This is a genomic window from Hymenobacter tenuis (assembly GCF_054780495.1).
Map to the genome: position 1 here is coordinate 544,484 of NZ_BAAGWF010000004.1, position 17,057 is coordinate 561,540.

The 17,057-nt window shown below is 61.9% G+C and carries 21 protein-coding genes; all 21 read left to right on the top strand.

Going from position 1 to position 17,057, the window contains the following annotated elements:
• Nucleotides 1–23: 23 nt before the first annotated feature.
• Nucleotides 24–545 (top strand): hypothetical protein, encoded by a 522-nt coding sequence (locus ACYVGU_RS15910; RefSeq protein ID WP_460622870.1) that lies wholly within the window; start codon nt 24–26, stop codon nt 543–545.
• A gap of 77 nt (nt 546–622) precedes the next feature.
• Entirely contained in the window at nt 623–2,725 is a 2,103-nt protein-coding gene (locus tag ACYVGU_RS15915) for a hypothetical protein (protein ID WP_460622871.1), read from the top strand.
• Nucleotides 2,726–2,728: 3 nt separating this feature from the next.
• Nucleotides 2,729–4,657, top strand: coding sequence for a hypothetical protein (locus ACYVGU_RS15920; protein ID WP_460622872.1), 1,929 nt, complete (start codon nt 2,729–2,731; stop codon nt 4,655–4,657).
• 49 nt (nt 4,658–4,706) lie between these two features.
• Nucleotides 4,707–5,279: a hypothetical protein gene (locus tag ACYVGU_RS15925; protein ID WP_460622873.1), complete on the top strand. Its 573-nt coding sequence runs from the start codon at nt 4,707–4,709 to the stop codon at nt 5,277–5,279.
• A gap of 64 nt (nt 5,280–5,343) precedes the next feature.
• The gene (locus ACYVGU_RS15930; protein ID WP_460622874.1) at nt 5,344–6,015 is read left to right on the top strand and encodes a hypothetical protein; all 672 of its coding nucleotides are present in this window, start codon (nt 5,344–5,346) and stop codon (nt 6,013–6,015) included.
• A gap of 3 nt (nt 6,016–6,018) precedes the next feature.
• Complete coding sequence (locus tag ACYVGU_RS15935) at nt 6,019–7,113, top strand: hypothetical protein (protein ID WP_460622875.1); 1,095 nt, start codon at nt 6,019–6,021, stop codon at nt 7,111–7,113.
• A 2-nt stretch (nt 7,114–7,115) separates the two neighbouring features.
• Nucleotides 7,116–7,985, top strand: a complete 870-nt coding sequence (locus ACYVGU_RS15940) for a hypothetical protein (RefSeq protein WP_460622876.1) — start codon at nt 7,116–7,118, stop codon at nt 7,983–7,985.
• A complete protein-coding gene (locus ACYVGU_RS15945) occupies nt 7,986–8,507 on the top strand; it encodes a hyaluronate lyase N-terminal domain-containing protein (protein WP_460622877.1) in 522 nt (173 codons plus the stop codon).
• 2 nt (nt 8,508–8,509) lie between these two features.
• Nucleotides 8,510–10,465, top strand: coding sequence for a hypothetical protein (locus ACYVGU_RS15950; RefSeq protein WP_460622878.1), 1,956 nt, complete (start codon nt 8,510–8,512; stop codon nt 10,463–10,465).
• 7 nt (nt 10,466–10,472) lie between these two features.
• Nucleotides 10,473–11,195, top strand: a complete 723-nt coding sequence (locus ACYVGU_RS15955; RefSeq protein WP_460622879.1) for a hypothetical protein — start codon at nt 10,473–10,475, stop codon at nt 11,193–11,195.
• 12 nt (nt 11,196–11,207) lie between these two features.
• Nucleotides 11,208–11,681: a hypothetical protein gene (locus ACYVGU_RS15960; RefSeq protein ID WP_460622880.1), complete on the top strand. Its 474-nt coding sequence runs from the start codon at nt 11,208–11,210 to the stop codon at nt 11,679–11,681.
• Nucleotides 11,681–11,809: a hypothetical protein gene (locus ACYVGU_RS15965; protein ID WP_460622881.1), complete on the top strand. Its 129-nt coding sequence runs from the start codon at nt 11,681–11,683 to the stop codon at nt 11,807–11,809. The genes ACYVGU_RS15960 and ACYVGU_RS15965 overlap by 1 nt, the downstream gene beginning before the upstream one ends.
• A 2-nt stretch (nt 11,810–11,811) precedes the next feature.
• On the top strand, nt 11,812–13,095 hold the full coding sequence (locus ACYVGU_RS15970; RefSeq protein WP_460622882.1) for a hypothetical protein: 1,284 nt from the start codon (nt 11,812–11,814) through the stop codon (nt 13,093–13,095).
• A gap of 60 nt (nt 13,096–13,155) precedes the next feature.
• Nucleotides 13,156–13,677 (top strand): hypothetical protein, encoded by a 522-nt coding sequence (locus tag ACYVGU_RS15975; protein WP_460622883.1) that lies wholly within the window; start codon nt 13,156–13,158, stop codon nt 13,675–13,677.
• Complete coding sequence (locus tag ACYVGU_RS15980; protein ID WP_460622884.1) at nt 13,655–14,104, top strand: hypothetical protein; 450 nt, start codon at nt 13,655–13,657, stop codon at nt 14,102–14,104. Before ACYVGU_RS15975 ends, ACYVGU_RS15980 begins: the two co-directional genes overlap by 23 nt.
• On the top strand, nt 14,101–14,421 hold the full coding sequence (locus ACYVGU_RS15985; RefSeq protein ID WP_460622885.1) for a hypothetical protein: 321 nt from the start codon (nt 14,101–14,103) through the stop codon (nt 14,419–14,421). The genes ACYVGU_RS15980 and ACYVGU_RS15985 overlap by 4 nt, the downstream gene beginning before the upstream one ends.
• Nucleotides 14,422–14,423: 2 nt before the next feature.
• A complete protein-coding gene (locus ACYVGU_RS15990) occupies nt 14,424–14,948 on the top strand; it encodes a hypothetical protein (RefSeq protein WP_460622886.1) in 525 nt (174 codons plus the stop codon).
• Between the two features lie 3 nt (nt 14,949–14,951).
• On the top strand, nt 14,952–15,422 hold the full coding sequence (locus tag ACYVGU_RS15995; protein WP_460622887.1) for a M15 family metallopeptidase: 471 nt from the start codon (nt 14,952–14,954) through the stop codon (nt 15,420–15,422).
• Nucleotides 15,423–15,435: 13 nt separating this feature from the next.
• Complete coding sequence (locus tag ACYVGU_RS16000) at nt 15,436–15,792, top strand: hypothetical protein (protein WP_460622888.1); 357 nt, start codon at nt 15,436–15,438, stop codon at nt 15,790–15,792.
• Complete coding sequence (locus ACYVGU_RS16005; protein WP_460622889.1) at nt 15,792–16,190, top strand: hypothetical protein; 399 nt, start codon at nt 15,792–15,794, stop codon at nt 16,188–16,190. Before ACYVGU_RS16000 ends, ACYVGU_RS16005 begins: the two co-directional genes overlap by 1 nt.
• Before the next feature lie 517 nt (nt 16,191–16,707).
• The gene (locus ACYVGU_RS16010) at nt 16,708–16,941 is read left to right on the top strand and encodes a hypothetical protein (RefSeq protein ID WP_460622890.1); all 234 of its coding nucleotides are present in this window, start codon (nt 16,708–16,710) and stop codon (nt 16,939–16,941) included.
• Nucleotides 16,942–17,057 lie beyond the last annotated feature (116 nt).

Below are 17,057 nucleotides of genomic sequence, written 5' to 3' on the forward strand. Positions count from 1 at the left end.
GCGAAGTTCCGTATTATCGTCCCATGAAATATCTTATACTCTTCTGTGCGTTACTGGTTAGTTACGCAAGTCAAGCCCAGACAAAGCCCGCGCCCCCGCGCTATGAGCTCAAAGGCATCGTTACCTACTATTTCAATGACAACTATGGCTACAAGTCCGATGTGGGCGCAAAGGCCTACATTCTCAAAGAAGCAACAGTAAAGGCGGGCAAGATTGAGGTGAGCAAACTAGAACAGTACCTGGCTTCACCCCCGGACGCTCGTAATCCGACCACTCTGCTTCCCGGCGAGTTCGACGTAAAAACCATTGAAGCAGACGCCCAAACAGCCAAGTTTCGTATTATGACTGACCCGGCTGCCAGCATTGTGACGGCGGATGGCAGCGGGGTCTTCACCAAGAAGCTAGCCCCAGGCACGTACTTCGTACTCATTAACTCGGCCAACCGCGACCGGGTAAATCTGGTGGAGTCGCTCGGACAGTCTCAACTGCGCAAGGTTGTAGTCAAGGACGACGACATCGAGGTGTCAGCTAAATTCAACCCCTAAACCACTAGCCCCGCCCATCCGGCGGGGCTTTTTCGTAGCCTTTCCGCGCGGCCCATCCGGAGCGACTTTCGCCCTAGATGCCAGCCGCCCCCGCTCCGACCCAATCCCTGCGCTACCTCTCCCTGCTGCTTTCGCTCGGCGGTACAGGTGGCGGGGGTGTGCCGGTTTCCCCTACGTCGGACAAGCTCAGCCTGGCCTACGAGCCAGGCGGAGAAGACGCGTTCTACTTTCGCCGCAAACTCAGCGGCCCGCTGGTCTTTGAGAAGGCGGACTACGAGTTACTCTACGCACTCGAAAACAGCACTGACCGCTGCCAAACCCTCTATCTGACCCTCGAAGCCCGCGCCCAACTCACGGGCCCCGTGGGCTTGAGCTGGCGCGGCACCTTTACCTGCAACGACATTACCTTCGATACAGGCAAGTGCACGGCCTCCGTCACCCCTCTGCCCGCCGATGGCTACCAGGAACTCTTCGATACGTGGGATCGCCCGGTAAACCTACTCAGCGCTCCCGCCTTTGACCCCGCGGCCGGCCGCCTGCGCACCGTCACCGCGCAACTAGCCGAACTCCCCCAGGGGCAGCAGATTGAGTTCCGCCGCATCGGGCAGCCCGAAGAAATGGACTTCGTGGGCACCGATGGCTGGGCCGTGTTCCTGCGCAATACCTCCTACATCGGCGGTGGCACCCGCGACGAGTCGGTGCTGATCTTCCGCTACCGGCTCCGGGCCGTGCCGATGAAACTGGATGAGTTCGGGGCGTATCAACCCCTCGACCTCTCCGCTGCCGGCTGGCAGTTCTTTACCCGTGACGATACGGTTTCCCCGCCCACGGCCGACTACGTAAAGGCCCCCGAGATTGCGGGCTTAAAGGTCTACCAGATCGGCACCTTTGACGACTGGTATCACACGGAAGGCGGGCGCCGCCCCCGCTACGGCACCGACCTGCTGCTCTTGCCCTGTGGTCAGCAGCCTTCTGCCTACGGCTTCAGCAATGACGGCTACGTGGAAGTCACGGGCACCGGCGGAGCCGTTACGGACACGGAAGATGAGCAGAGCCCGTGTTTGAACGTGCGCCGCAGCCTCACGAATAGCAACTACAAAAGCCTCTGGTGGAAGTTCGGGCAGTTCTCCTTTTCCCGGTGCTTCCCCCTGCTCGATGGGCTCTACCACGTCCTGCAGCAAACCGCGCCCCAACTACTGCCCCCGCAGCCCACGGACCTCTCCAGCTTTCTCACCCACCCCACGAACCCTGCTACGGGCCTGACGGGCAGCGCCAACGAGATACCTAGTCTGCTGCTGAGTGCCGGCTCCGACGTGAAGCGCTACGGCGCCTCCGAGCCCGCCACTAGGTTGCTTATTTCCTGCAAGCAGCTGCTCACCGATGTGTGCACGCTCTGGGATTTAGGCTACGACATTGACCCGCTCACCGGCTGGCTGCGCATCGAGCACCGCAGCTTCTACGAGCAGCGGGAAGACGGCCTCGTGCTGGATCTGACCACGACCAGCCCCGAAGGCTACGCCCTCACCGCTGTAGTGCCCAAGACCTACCAGTACCTCTCCGCCCAGCTGCCCCAGTACGAGCAGCTCAGCATCAGCGCCGCCGTCACGGAGGAGTTTGACCGGGGCATCTCGTTTCGGGAGGGGGAGATTGAGTACAGCGGGGCCTGCGTGAACACCCGCGAGGGGCAGAACACGCAAGTGCGAACCGTGCAGCGCCTCACGGGCGATCTGGCCGGGCTCGTGCTCAGCGGCGACGCGTTGCCCGATACGGCCATTGCCCTGCTGGATGTCGGGCCCGATGGGGCCGTGCGCAACGGCAACCGTGCCCTGGCTTCTTCCGAGCTGCTGCGCCGCTACCACACCCACGGCCGGGTCCGTCCTACGGGCATTGTCCGGGCCGCCACGACGGAGGAAGGGGAGGTGGTCACGTTCGCCTCCGTGCGCCTGGCCCGGGAGCAGACGGGCGTATCCGTGCGCCTGTGCTCGGCCGAGCTGCTGAGCCCCTCCACCAAGGTGCTGACCGCGCTGGGCCCCAACGGCCGGCTGGCCAAGGCCACGCTGGAACTGCAGACGGGCGTGGTGACCCTTACCGTGCGCTACCCCGCCCCTGAAGGCACCGCCCCCGGCCCGCTGCTGCGCGCGCGCCAATTCTCCAACAGTTTCGACCCCTCGGCCGGTTAAGTTATGGCGCAAATAGAAATAGATGCCCTCTTTTGGGATTCGCTGAACACCCGCGTCCGGGTGTACTACAACCAGGGAACGGATAGCACACCCCGCTCTATTTCCGTGGGGCCCCGGGAGCGGATCGACCCGGCCTTCCCCGCGGAGCCCCCGGGCGTAGAACCGCCTTCCCAGCGCACGTACCAGCCCGGCGAGGTGATGGCGGAGTTCCCCGAAGGCACGGACAAGGTTACCCTGACCGCGCAGAGCCTGAGCCCCTACGCCAGTATTGCGGTATCGCCCAACGGCACGGGGGAGAACTGCGACCTGTTTGCGACGGTCGCCAGCGCGTCGGGCTCGACCATCGTCTTCAACGTGACGACCTCACACCCGCCGTTCTCCTCCTCGGATGACGGCGTGACCTTCGTGGAGAACCGCACCACCTTTACCAGCGTGGTGGCGGGCCAGAGCAAACAGTACTACTTCGCGGACGCCCAGGGCTGCTCCGCGGTGCGGACCGCGGGCATTAACGCCACGACACCCCCGCCGGGCGCCCCGAACGGGTTGCTGATTGACTCGTTTCAAGAGGGTGGCGAAACCATCAGCCTCTACTACCTCACGTCGCCCACGCGCGCCATTCAGTTCTACTCGCCTTCCGGGCGGGTGCTCGTCGGGCCCGTGGATGAGGCCACCCGCCAGCGCACGGAGGATAGCCTGTTTGGGGATGGCATCTGCGAGGGCACCACGCAGGTAAAGTTCCGCACGACGCTCATCCGCCCCTTTGCCCAAATCGTGGACCTGGCGGATGCCGCGGAGTGTACCCCCGTCGTGGCCTTTGCCCTGACCTCCTCCACCCCCTTCGCGCCGGTTCCGCCGGCGACGACAGGCCGCTGGCAGGTCGATACCACCGGCGGGCTGGCCCCGCGCATGGTATCCGTGCCGGGCTACGCCAGCGGGGTATTGCTTTCCTCCGAAGGCTACAAGGAACTCGCCGGAATTCCTCCCGGCCCGCACACGGCGACGCTGACGGATTCGAGTTCGCCGCCCCAGGTGCTGACGGTGGGCTTCACCATTCCCGCCTACGTGCCGCCCGCGCCCACCGTGCCGGATGCGCTGCCCGAGCCGCCCCCGCAGAACCTACAGACCTTCCCCTTCACGGCCACGGGCCAGCCCCTGCTCGATGCGGCCCCCGCTGCCTGCGCCGACCAGCCCTTTGCCCTGCGCGCCCCCGTTAGCCGGTTTCTGCCCTTCTCGCTGCGCCGCCTGAAAGCCGCGGGCCGCTGGCTCGACTGCGCCCAGGTGCTCGACGCGGATACGGGGGAGGTGCTACTGACGCTCAATCCCCGCCTGCTCGGCTACGAGAAGTTCACGGATGCGACCTACGACTACTTCCTCTCCTACGGCGGCCCCGTAACAGGCCTCTCGCTGCCCCTGTGCCGGCGCCTGCGCCTGCGGGTGGATGAGTTTACCAGCGTAGCGTTTCAGGCCGTTAGTGACCTCTCGGAAGACCTGCTGGTGCGCTGGTGGCATCCCGGCCCGCTGGCGCACCTGCCCTACGGCACGGGCCTGGAGCAGCACCTCTACATTCCCGGCGCGACGCTGCGCGAAGGAGCCCCGCGTGAGGAGCGCACGGAAACCAAGAACGCGCTGACTGCCAGCGCCCGGGTGGACTTTTTGGCCCAAGCCCGCACGGTTAGTTTTGAAACGGAGCCCTTCCCGGCCTGGCTGGTTCAGGCTGTGCAGGGCGCCAAGGCCCATGCCGTGTTTGCCGCCCCTGGCTTCACAGGTGGGGAGTACCCGGTGCAGGAGGTCAAGGCCACCGAGTTCGGGGCCCTCTCGTGCTTTCGCTCCCTGAGCGTGAGTCTGGAGTATCCGCCCCTGGTGGTAGTGGGCTGCCCGCCCGCCGCGCCGCTGCTCTCCCCGCTGCCCGCTTCTTATCCCATGAGCTGCTAACGTTTTCTTTCTCTTCTGTTTTTAACCCTCAACCCCATTTCCTACTGCCATGCCAGTAAATCCAGATGACCCCACGCTAGCAGTGGGCTGTGCGGACCAACCCGCTACCGTACTGACGGCCGACGTATGCGCGCCCGAATTCAACTACGGCCCTATTTCCAACATCTACCTCACCAACGCCCCGTTTGACGAGACGCCGACCGCGGCGGAAATTGCCCGTCGTATTGCGCTGGCCGACACCGCCCCAACGGACCCGGAGGCCATGACGCTGTTTATCGGCACCATGACCATCGGCAACGGCACCCCGGAGTTTGAGGACTTCAACGGCCGCAAGTACCCCAAGCCCTCGACCAAGGAGTATCCGGTGTCGACCAAGATTACCTCCCAGGCCTACTACGAGTTCATGCGGACCACGGAGCGCGGCGGCTTGAAGCGCCGGGCCTACGGCGTGAGCAATGACTCCAAGTACTGGTACGGTGGCCTGAACGGCGTGGATGGCGTGCTGAACCTCTCCTACAACATGAGCGAGGACTTCACGGGCGTGAACACCATTGCCGGTAACTTCTCGACCAACTCCTTCTTTAGCCCAGCTCGTATCGCCTCGCCGGTTCCGGCCCAGTAACCCGGCGCTCCCCTCTAAAAGCCCCCGCCTTTCCGCCCGGAGAGTTGGGGGCTTTTTTTGTCCTATGCCCGCCACCCCGCAGCCCCAGACCCGCGCCCAACTTCAGGCCGAACTAGAGCGGCTGATTACCGATGAGCTCAACTATCAGAACACCGCCGTGCGGGTGCGGACCGTGCTGGGCAGCCGGGACTTGTCCTTCTGGAACAAGGAAGATGATCTGATTCCCATTGCCCACCTCGACGGGCTGGTAGGCGCCACGGGCCAGCTGCTCATCAACCTGCTGCCCCCGCCCAATGCGCGCCCCGGCGGGCCGTTCTTCCTTGACCACTGGCTACTTGAGCAGGAGGAGCCGCTGGTTCCCTCTTCGCTGCAACGCCTGCCGAGCAACCTACTCTGCATCGGCTGCGAGATCAACATCCGACTAGGGGAGGAGGCCGGCCGCTACGAGGTCGTGATGGCCGAAGGGGAAGACGCCAGCCTGCTGGTACACCCGGACGGCTACTTCCGCGCGGGCGCCACGCTCGTGCCCGCTACGATTGTGCGGCAGGTGGGCGGCACAGGCGACCTCTCAGACTACCTGCGCAACGACGAACCGGTGCCGGAGGAGCTGCTGCCCATCGTGGCCTTTGAGCCCACGCAGTTCGCCCTAAACGAAGCCCAGCAGATCAGCATTCTTCTCATCGACGGCGGCACCCCGGGCTTTCAGGGCCCCCGCACCAAGAACCCCTACCTCTAAGCCATGCCCGACTCGTTTATTCAGATCATCATCAAGAACGGCGACGTGCAGACGTGGCTGGCCTTTGACGATAACGCTCATTTGCTTGCCAAAGGGGAACCCGCCGCGGTGTGGAAGGTCAAGACGGCGGCCGATGGCACCCCCTTGTTTGAAGCGGATGGCATCACCCCGCAGTCGGGCAAGCTGCTCTATCACGTTATCGGGGATGGCTTCACCCGCTTTTCTCTACTGGAGCAGCTCTGGCCAGTGCCGAAAGGCGCATTTAACTCCGTGGTATCGAGCCGTCAGGGGCAGGCCCGCGACCCGGACGACCTGACCAAAACCAACGCCACCCTTCGCTTTGAAACCTTTGGGGAATGGGTAGATGCCAACGCCCACCCGTTTGCCAAGCCGACCTTCAGCTCCTTTACCCCCGACTCCTATACCGACCGGGAAGTGGGCGAGCCACTGGCGCGCACGTTTGCCTTTGGCTGGGCCTCCTCCAAGGCTGAGAACGTGCAGCCGGGCTCGGTTTCGATTCAGCAGACCTTCAACGGCACCACCACCAACATAGCCACGGGCCTCAACGCCTCGGGCACCTTCACCCCCAGCGGCCTCGCAGCCCTGGTAGGTACGACCATCGGTCAAAAAGCCGTGTTTACCCTCAACGGGGCTTCCACCAAGGGCACGGCCATGCCACCCCTAGAGCGCACGGCGGAGTGGAAGGGCAAGCGTACCATCTTCCTGCACGACGATGCGCAGTGGCTCACGCCCGGCATGACAGCGAAGGTAGGCGACCCCGTGGGCACCTACGTGAGCGCGGACGCGACCGTAGCGGCCCTCATCAACACCGCCCTCAACGGCGCGGCCGGGGTGCTCGGCAATGGCACCTTCGGCCTGCAGACCCTCGACGGCGGCACCAGTGGCAAGCGCGCTTACCTGGCCTACCCCAAGGACTACAAGACCACGGCCCGCTTCATCGACCCCAACTTCAACGTGGATCAGGCTCCCGTTCGCACCCGTGAAATCACCATTACCCGCAACGGCGTGGCCGTGGTGTATGTGCTCATGGGCCTTGACCTGCGCATTGTACAGCAACTCTCCTCTTACGTCAGCTAGCAATGGCCTACTCCGCAACCCCTCCGGCCCTGGTGCAACGCACCTCCGCTGATGGCCTCGTTATTGGCAATACGCTGGTACTAAACAGCACCGGCAACCTCAACCCGCTGGGCCTCGCGGCCGAACTCAAGGGCGGCCTGCACTACGTCGAGTACCTGGAGTATTTGAACGAGAACTCCTACCGGGGCATCAGCATCGGCCGCCGCGAGGTGGGGATGCTCGCCTACGTGGCCCGCGAGTGGGCCAATGGGGCCGATACCGTGCTGGGCAAGTACTACACCCTCAAGTCGCTCGCTGGCAATGGCGTGGGAACGTGGGAGGCATTCACCGGCGGATCTACAGCCGTTACCACGAACCAGACCTACGCGGCGGCCACCATTGCCGCCCGCAACGCCCTGCCCGGCCTGGTGGAAGGCGACATTGTGGTGGTGGCCGATGCCTCCGGCGATACCACCGTGGTGCCCGCTCTGACCGGGGGCGCTACCTACGTGTACACGGCCGAAGCCGGCAACCTCTGGCTGCGGTTCCTTTTCCCCACGGACCCGGCCCTGGCCAAAGCCCACGACCAGAACACGGACGTCCGCATGAAAGTCGTGCGGCAGGGGCAGGCGGATACCTTCTTGGAGTCTACTACGATTCAGACCCACCTGGATGATGCCACGATTCACTTCAAGATCAACGACGGCAACGCCACGGGCTCGCTGGCAGAGGTGTATTCGAGCGCCAAGCTGAAGGCCGAGTTCCTGCAGAAGAACCCCGCCGGCGACGTGAACAAGTTCTTCAACGAGCGCGGGGAGGCCGTCACGGTGCAAACCAACTTCACCATCACCCGCATCAACGGCGGCACCCCCTCGACCATCTTCCCCGCCTAAATGCCCGGTCAGATTCTCACCGTCCCCATTTGCCAGCGCATCGGCACCGCCGCCCAATGGGCCGCGGCCAACCCCGTGCTGCTTAAGGGGGAGGTGGGCTACGAGTCCAACACGGGCCGCCGGAAGACCGGCAACGAATCCACGCCGTGGAACGAGCTGCCCTACGATGACGCGGCCCTGTGGGTTAAGATCGAGGAGCTGCAACTGGCCCCCCGCCGGCAACCGATTGACTGGTATATCACCAAGGACGCCAGCGCCCTGACCTACCGGCTGCCGCCCACCACCACGGCGGTCTTTGACATGGTGACGGAGCTGAACCAGGACCTGCGCCGCCTGCGCGGGGCCTTTACCCTGAACCTGCAGGCTGCCCCGCCTACCATCACCTTCACCCCGGCCGCTCTTGCCCCGCTCGCGGCGGGTCAGACGGTCTACATGACCGTGTGGGCTGATCCGACAGCCTTTGAAAATGGCTATGTCCAACCCGGCTACGTGCAGCTCGGCTACGTTTCCAAACCCCTCTAGTAATGGCTGATATTACCTACCGGCGCAACTTGCCCCGCGACCTAACCCCGGACGAAGTAGACGACAACTTCTTCAACCTCAACGAAGAGGTCAGCGCGGCAGCGTCTGCCCTCGCGGGCCCCAAGTTCGGCGTGGGGTTTGAACTGGTCACCACGTCTACCCGTGTCTACGGGGGAGCGACCTACCGCATTACCCTGCCGGGGGAAGGGGAGGTGCTGTTCCGGGCAAAGTTCAGCCAGAACGACAACAGCCAGGAAATGGGCACCGTCCTGCCCACGGCCAACGACCTGGAGAAGAACTCCAACACGGGCGGTATTTACTGGCATGAGCAAAGCCCCACGCTACGCACGGCCGTAGAACCCTGGGTGCAGGGTCACCAGCGGGCGGGACAGCTGAGCTGGTCGGCGGGTAAGCTCTGGCGGGCCAAGACCGCGCTGGTAAACAGCTTGGTAGAGCCGGAAAACGACCCCGCTAATTACGAGGTAGCGGGCGGGGGCACTACTCTCACCGCTGACCAGGTAGCAGCTATTCAAGGCGCTAGTTTGCCTAGTGCCGATAACCCATTTGCAACGCTGGGGGATACTTCTTCTATTGTACGGGTAACCTCCAACGGGCAAGTGATCCCATCTCAAACCGCCTTCCTGGGCTTTGATGGATTGCTTGGGGTAACACAATACACCAGCTACACCTACCAGTACAGCACTCTGCCTGCTGACTTTACAGCGGGCAAGTTCCTGATTACCCAGCGCGGCGCCATCAATCTAGGCGTTGGCGTGGGTGGGCAAGCAGGGACCCCGATCAACGTCAACAATACGCTCGATGACTTTGATTACGGGTTTGTAAACATTCCGACGCCCATCGGCTCGACCATTTACATCAGCCGCAACCCGTCCCGCAAGGGGCCGGAATCAACGTACACCACTTTCCGCCTGCCGTTTAACAAGAGCGACTTCGCGTTTGACCCTGCCTTTGTGGACAAGCAGCCGCGCCTGCGCAAAGACGGAACGACGGAAGTAATCACCGTCTGGAATGATGGCACCAATGTCTGGAAGCTACGCGAGGACGGACTGGGACTGGTGGGCACCGGCACCACCTACACCGACGAGCAAGCCCAGGACGCTATCTGGAACGCGCTGAACCACCCCAACCACCAGTACATTGATGTCACCTACTTAGATGACACGGGCCGCATCAAGCTCAGTGTCATCGGTATTCCCCCCTTTACGTGGGAAGATGCGCAGGACGCGGCAGCGGCGGCCCTGACAGCGGGCACCCACACGGGTATCTCGTTTGCCTATGATGACGTGGCTGGCAAGATCAACGCCACGGTTACGGGCGGCGGCTCTTCCTATACCGACGAACAGGCCCAGGATGCAGCGGCCGCTATGCTGGTAGCAGGCACCCACACGGGCGCTACGGTCGCATACGACGACGCGAATAACAAGCTCAATATTACCGTTACGGGCGGCGGCGGGGGAGGGACCTGGGGGAGTATCACGGGCCCCATCACGGCGCAAACCGACCTGAACACCGCCCTGAACGACCGCTTCCGCTACCGGGGCGCGTTCGCGGCCTCCACGGCCTACGCCAAGAACGACGCCGTGCTGCAAGGCGGGGCCATGTACTTTGCGCCGGTCGCCTTCACCTCCGGGGCCAGTTTCAACGCGGGCAACTGGCAGAGCTTTGCCACCACCTACACCCGTCTGACCTTCTATTTCGCGGCCGGCACGAGCTCGGAGCAGTCCATCCCCATTGCCTTCATTGACCAGACGGGCATCTACAATGTGGAAACCACCAGCAACGTGACCAACCTGCAATACAAGCGGCAACCCGCCTCGGGCAGTTCCTACATCTCCCCCAACATCAACAGCGAGCAGTTCTACCTGGGTGACTCCGTGGTAGTGGGCGGCACGGCGGCAGTCGGCACGGCGGGCTACGTGGTACTTCGTAAAGTTTAATTCAGTTATGGCAGATACCCCCGGAGCCAACTACTACGCCAGCGTGCTGGCCCCTTACGGCAAGGATATGGGCGTTTACCCCGACGCTAATATTCTGGCCTACTACGACACCGACAACCGCTTTAAGGTGGCCAAGAGTGCCGCGGGCAAGGTCAACAACTGGATTGACCGCAGCGGCAACGGCTGGCACCTGAGCACGGCCGCCACCAAGGAGGCCAGCATCCTGACCGACACGGACGGGCGCGAAGTCATCAGCTTCCCCGGCATCAGCGGCTCGCTGGTGGGGCTGCTGGCGGCCAACACGAACACGCTGGTCAACCCGCCCTATACCGTGGTGGCGCTCATGCGCAAGGCCGCTGACTTTGGCACCGTGGACAAAAACGTGATTGCCTTTTCCGGCGGTGGTGGCCCGTTCATGTACATGAACACCTTCCTGGGTACGCACTTTAATTCCGGCTACGCCACGATGGGCAACACGGCCTACCTCTGGGAGCTAAGCATTGCCTCGATGGCGAACGGCAACAGCAAGTTCTATAAGACCAACGCCAACGGCACCCCCGGCACAGTGCAAAGCCCCGGCATCACCGGCATCTACAACTTTTCTGGCGTCAACCTGGGGGCGGGCAAGGTGCACCAGCGCCTCTTTATGGTCTACACCCGGGCTTTTACGCCCACGGAAATGCTGGCCCTGCGCGATCAGATTGCCCAGCAAAACGGTCTTACCCTCTAACCCTTCCCCGCGATGGCCCTGCAAACCTTTGACCCGACCTTTATTCAATACCCCCTCTCTGACCTGACCATCGGTGATACCCAGGTCAAGCAGATGGGGCAGCTCACGGACTTCCACTACCACAAAAACCGGCAGACCGGCGAGGCGTGGGCCAAAATTACCCTCTACGTGACCCTGCACGCCGACATTGCCGGTGGTATTGGCCCGGAACTGCCCGCCACTGTGTTCGGGGAAGGGCGGGAAGAGTACCTGGTAGCCGATAACAACACGCTGGTCGATGCCGAAACCGGGGAAATCCTGGCCATCAAAGGCATTCACCCGGATGCGTACTGGCAGGAGTTGGTCGAAGGGGAACGATTAGTGGAGCTACAGGGCGTCTACTTCGACAAATACTCGGAGCGCATTCCCGAGCAGAGCATTGCCGATATGTGGCGCTGGCACATCCTGAACGCCGTGGCCATGGGCAAGTTCACCCTGCCCGGCTGATGCACTGCCCGATTCCGGAGGCGGCGCGACCCTTCGCTACGGGCCTGCTGCTATTCGTGGCGGTCCTGGCCCTAACCGTGTACATCATCCTTCACTCCGAACCACCCCGTCGCTCTAAGCGCCCCTAGCCATGCCCTATTCTCCCGCCTACCTGAAGGGCCGGCGCGTGACGCTGGGCGCGCTGACCCCCAAGCCCCCGGACGTGCCGCCTACGCCGCCCGCGGGACCCAAGGGCACGCTGGCCTACTACATGGGCGCCCCGCCGAAGCGCTACGCTCCCCTCTACCGGCGGCCCCGGCCCTTGAGCTGGGAAGGGCCCGCGCAACTAAGTGGGAGCGGGGTGCTCGTGGTGGAGGGCCGCAACTTCGACAACCGCAACAGCGGGCAGCCCGCCCTCGTGGTGAATTGCGCGGGGTGCTCTTTGGTGCTGATTCGCGGCATCAACCTCACGGGCTGGTCACCGTCCTGCCTGCTCCGGATTGAGAACCTGCCCAAGTCGGCTACGCTCGTGGTGGAGAACTGCGGGTTCTACGGCTACCAGACTCCTGCGGGCAAGAGCGGCTACCCCGGCAAGTGCCTGGATATAATGAGTACCTGCAAGGGCACTATCACCATCCGCAACAACTACGGGGAAACCATTATCGGCTTTCTCGTGGACCGCTACACGGACCGGGATAACCTGCTCACCCTACAAGGCAACTACCTCTGGAACGTGCAAAAGCTCGACCAGAACGGCAACACCGATCAGCTCAGGGCCAACGGCTACCAACTGCTGCAGTGCGGCGAAATCAAGGCGGATATCCGCTTCAACCTCATTGAGAACACGGTGGGCCTGTGCACCCAACAGGACGGGATAAATATCCACGGCACCAGCGGGCAGCTGGCCCGGCGCCTGCGGGTGCAGTATAATCTCCAGCTCGGCCTCTACCTGCACCCCACGGCCACCAACAAAACGGGCTCTAGTATTACCCTCGACAACGACACGCAGAGCGATGCCACGGGGGTGAACGATCCGCACTACGTCGATATCACCGACAACTACGCGGTCGGCTCCACGTTCGGGGGCTTCAATGGGGCGGGCGGCTACCTCAACCGGTTTGAGCGCAACGTGAACGTGAACACGGGCCTGCTGCCGGACGGGGTGAGCCCCAACGGGTTGCACATCGAGGGCATCAACGTCTGGAACTACCTCAGTAGGGACCTCGCCTACTTTCGGGACAACACCTGCGCGGCGAACTTGCTTGGGGTAAGGAACCCTTCGGGCTTCCGCGCCGACCAGGGCTTCGGGGTAGACCCGGCCCAGCAGCTGCACTTCCCCGACTCCTTTATTACCCGTGCCGCCGAGCTGGCCATGTACGACTTCTGGCGCTTCGACGCGGAAGAGGCTGGCATCCCGGTGGGCCTGCTCTCCTGACCTCTCCCTGCCTCACCTCTTGCAGCCCACGCCTGCCACCGATGACCCGCTATCTACCCCGTGCTACTACAGACCGCCGAACTAACCAAAGCTGCCACACAAGCGGCCAGTAATGTCACTGCCCACGCGGGCAATGATGCCTTTACCAGCCTCTCGTGGCTGCTGAATATCGTGTTCGGCGGGGCGTTAGGGCTCCTTGTGTACAAGCTGATCTGGAAGGATAAGCCCGTGGGCAAGATCGAGTTCGATGGGCTCGTGAAGGAAGTAGGAGAACTCAAAATTCTGTTTGCCGGGCAGTTATCCGACCTGAAAGGAGCCTTTGCTGAGCGCAAGAAGTCGGCCGATGAAATCCGCCTGACCGATAAACTCAAGATCGAGCAGGACTTCGCCGCCGTGGCTGCGACGCTGAACCGGCTGGCGGATATGGCCGACTCGCTCACTACCATCATGGAGCGGGTGAACTGGCACGGCAAGGAGTTCGAGAGCTACAAGGAGCAGCTCAAGGACCTGCACGAAGAACTCAAGGAAGTCAAAAAGGAAATCCGTGAACTCTACCGCAATGGAACATCTGCCCGAACCTGAATACCGCCGCTCCCTGCGGGCCACAGCCGCTAAGCTGGAAGGCATCGGCTCCCGTCTGGAGGCGACCCTGTGCCTGCACGGAGACGATGGGCAGGACTACGTGGTGCCGCTGTCTTCCGCTTGGCAGCCCTTACCCGGCCGCCCGGGGGTGCAGGTCTTTCACATTCCCGACCCGAGCGGCGCTCCTGGCTTGTACATGACGGCCTTTGCCGTGGAAGAAGGAAGCGCCTATTCCGGTTCGCGCATGGATGAAAGCCGTCTGCTCGTGCTCATGGAGGGCCTGATTGAATGCAACGGCCACGCCTACAAGCCCGGTGAAGTCTTCTGGATTGGGCCGAATGAATCTACCAGCTGGCACGCGCCGCTAGTCTGCCTGGGTGTCGTGCGCTACAATGTTCCCTCGCCTGACGAAACCAACTCCCTATGAATCCAACCGAGTTCTTTAAGCGCTCCCTCTGCGATGCCAAGGGCAACCCCGATGGCAAGCTGCTCACCCTGTTTGGTCTTTCCGCCGCCATAATGGCAAGCTACCCGATTGGCTGGCTAACCGGGCGCTGGCTGCCTGACGCGGTATTTGATAGCACCCTGCTGTTTCTGGCCGCTGGCTTCGGCATTGATGCCTTTGTAACGCGCTCCAAGATTCTAGCCGAAGCGCAGGTAGCCACGGCAGAACTAACGGGCCAAGCACCGGCCACGCCAGTAGGAGCCACCACTACGACCACTACCACGCTAACCCCTGAATAGCTATGAAGAACTTTCTACGCCTCTTCCTACTCCTGTGGCTCGTCAGCTCCTGCCGTGGCTCCCGCCTACCCGAGAAACCCGCTCCGGGCGTGCCAGAGTTAACAGCTCAAAAGCCTGACGTTGTACAGGATAGTAAAGCGCATGCTGTTGCGCATGCTACTGCGCATGCAGAAAAACCCGGCATCCTATCCGGCGTGGGCCGCATCTTCAGCACCCCCGAAGGCACGGCCCGGCGTCAGGCCCGCAAGGATGTAGCCGCCACCGTTCCCCGCAAGCTGGGCAAAGGAGCCGTGTATGCGCCCGCTGCTACGGAGGTCGTAGCCGCCTACAAGTCCAAAGCCCCGGTGATTAATGCCGACAGTGGCGCGAAGGTCGCCACGGCCACGGAAGGGGTAGCGCAGGCCGGGGAAGGCAACAGCGCCACCCAAGAGAGAAACGGCCTGCCGTGGTGGCCTTTCTTCTTGGGCGGGGCACTGGTCCTGACATGGATATTCCGCAAGACACTCTTACCCTTCTGGTTCGCATAGACTATGGCTGACATCAACCAACTCCACTCCCTGCTTTTTGCGGCCTACACGGAAGCCAAAGCCGAGTACATCAAGGCGCACCCGAAGCTGCCCAAGCCCATGCTGACCTTCACGTACCGCTCCCCAGCGGTGCAGAATGCCTTCTATGCGCAGGGTAGACTGAGCCGGGAAGCCATCAACGCCCTGCGGCAAGCCCAAGGCCTGTACCTGCTCGGCCCGGTGGAAGCCTCTCGCAAGGTGACCAATGCCAAAGGAGGCCAGAGCCCCCATAACTACCTGCCCGCAATGGCCTTCGATATCGGCTTTGCCAAGGCCGATGGGGTGATGGACTGGAGCGAGGCCCACTTCCACCGCTTCGCGCCCTTCGTGCTGAAACACCACGGCATTACGTGGGGCGGCAACTTCCACTCCTTTAAAGACCTGCCACACTTCGAGATAACAGGTTGGAAATCCAAAGTACGTCCATTAACCTAATCCCCTTACTCCTATGAAAAAGCTCTCCAACGGCACCAAGTACACCCTGGCTGCCTTCGCGTTCTTCACCGTGCTCGGCCTGTACTTCACGTATCGGGACTACACCCAGCACGACGACCTGAGTAATATCTGGTGGCCTCTGATTACGGCCCTCATCTTCGTTATCGTCTACATCGGTGGGCGCATGACGGATAACAAGGCAACCATGATCGGCCTGCTGCTCCTAGCCACCGCCGCCGCTTCCTGCTCCCGTGCCTCTCAGGTCTCTAGCTGGGAACACCAGGCCGCCAAAGCCTCGGATGTCGTATCTGACTCAGTGCTGGTATACCGGGATGTAGAGGGGTATGATTGCACGGTAGCGGTTCGGTAATGGAGCTGCTCTTTTGGCCGGTCTTCTGCGCTCTCATTGCCTACATGCAGGGGGCGCTCATGCCCGCTATCCGCCGAACCCCGCCCGGTGCGGAAGCCAAGCGCCAAGCCTTTGCCCTGCACATCGTCGGCGGGGCGGTGTACTTTCTTCCGCTGGTAGTCTTCGTGTACTACCGTCCGGAACTATGGGCGGAACACCTCACCAGTAGTGTTGCCAGTCGGATACTCCTGTTTGATGTGGTGCTGAATACCGCCGCCCTGCGTCCACCGTTTGAGGTCGGCAAAACCGCCTTGACGGATAGGCTCTTGCGCCGCCTCTGGCCTGCCCACCCGGAACTACTAAGTGCCGGTATTCGGGGGTTGGTGTTGGTGGGGGTAGTGGTGTGGTTGGCGTGGTAAAATGTGGATAAATTGTTGATAATCTGATAGTTAAATACGGATTGGCAACGTATATTTATACATGACACCAGCCGAACAACTAGCCGCCCGTAGCTTGGCCGAATGCAAGTTTTTGCCGGGTGGGTGGGACAAACGGTTCGCCCATGACATGGCCGTGCGCTCCCACTATCACACGTCTGACCTCACCGACTTGCAGCGGAAGCACCTGTGGAATCTAGTGCACCGCTATCGGCGGCAAATACCCCAACATATTCAGAGCTTAAGCCCGCAACTCTAATCCTTATGTGCGAAAAAAGCCTACCCGTTGGAGCACAGTCGAAAATAGCTGCTGAACTAGGCCTTAGCAGACAGGCAGTAAGCCGCGTATTAAAAGGTCACTTCCAGAATAAAGCGGTGTTGGCGCGGGCTAATGAGATCGCCGCCGAGTATGCCAACAGCCTACGTGCGCAAGCCTACCGCAGCTACATCAACTCTCTTTCAGACGAAGATTTAATAACCCTACTTAACCAATCAACTCATGACTGTAAAAGCTAAATTCCAAGTAACCACCATCGAAACAAACGAAAACGGGTACACGCAAATAGGCATGGCACCCGTGTATAGTGACGACCCCAACCATGAGAATAAGAAGTACTGGAATGCTACCCCGGCTGGCACCATCTTCTTAGGTGTTAGCAATGAGCAGGCCTTTGCTGGCTATGCTACTGGCGACGAGGTGTACGTGACCTTCGACAAGGCTACAGGCAACTAAACCACCACTTCACCCCGCCACCCGCCCCGGCCCCTCTCGCAGCGGTCGGGGCGGTGTCGTTTCTAGCTGAACATACCCGCCGCAGCCGGGCCGCAGCGCCAGCGGTGACGGAATCG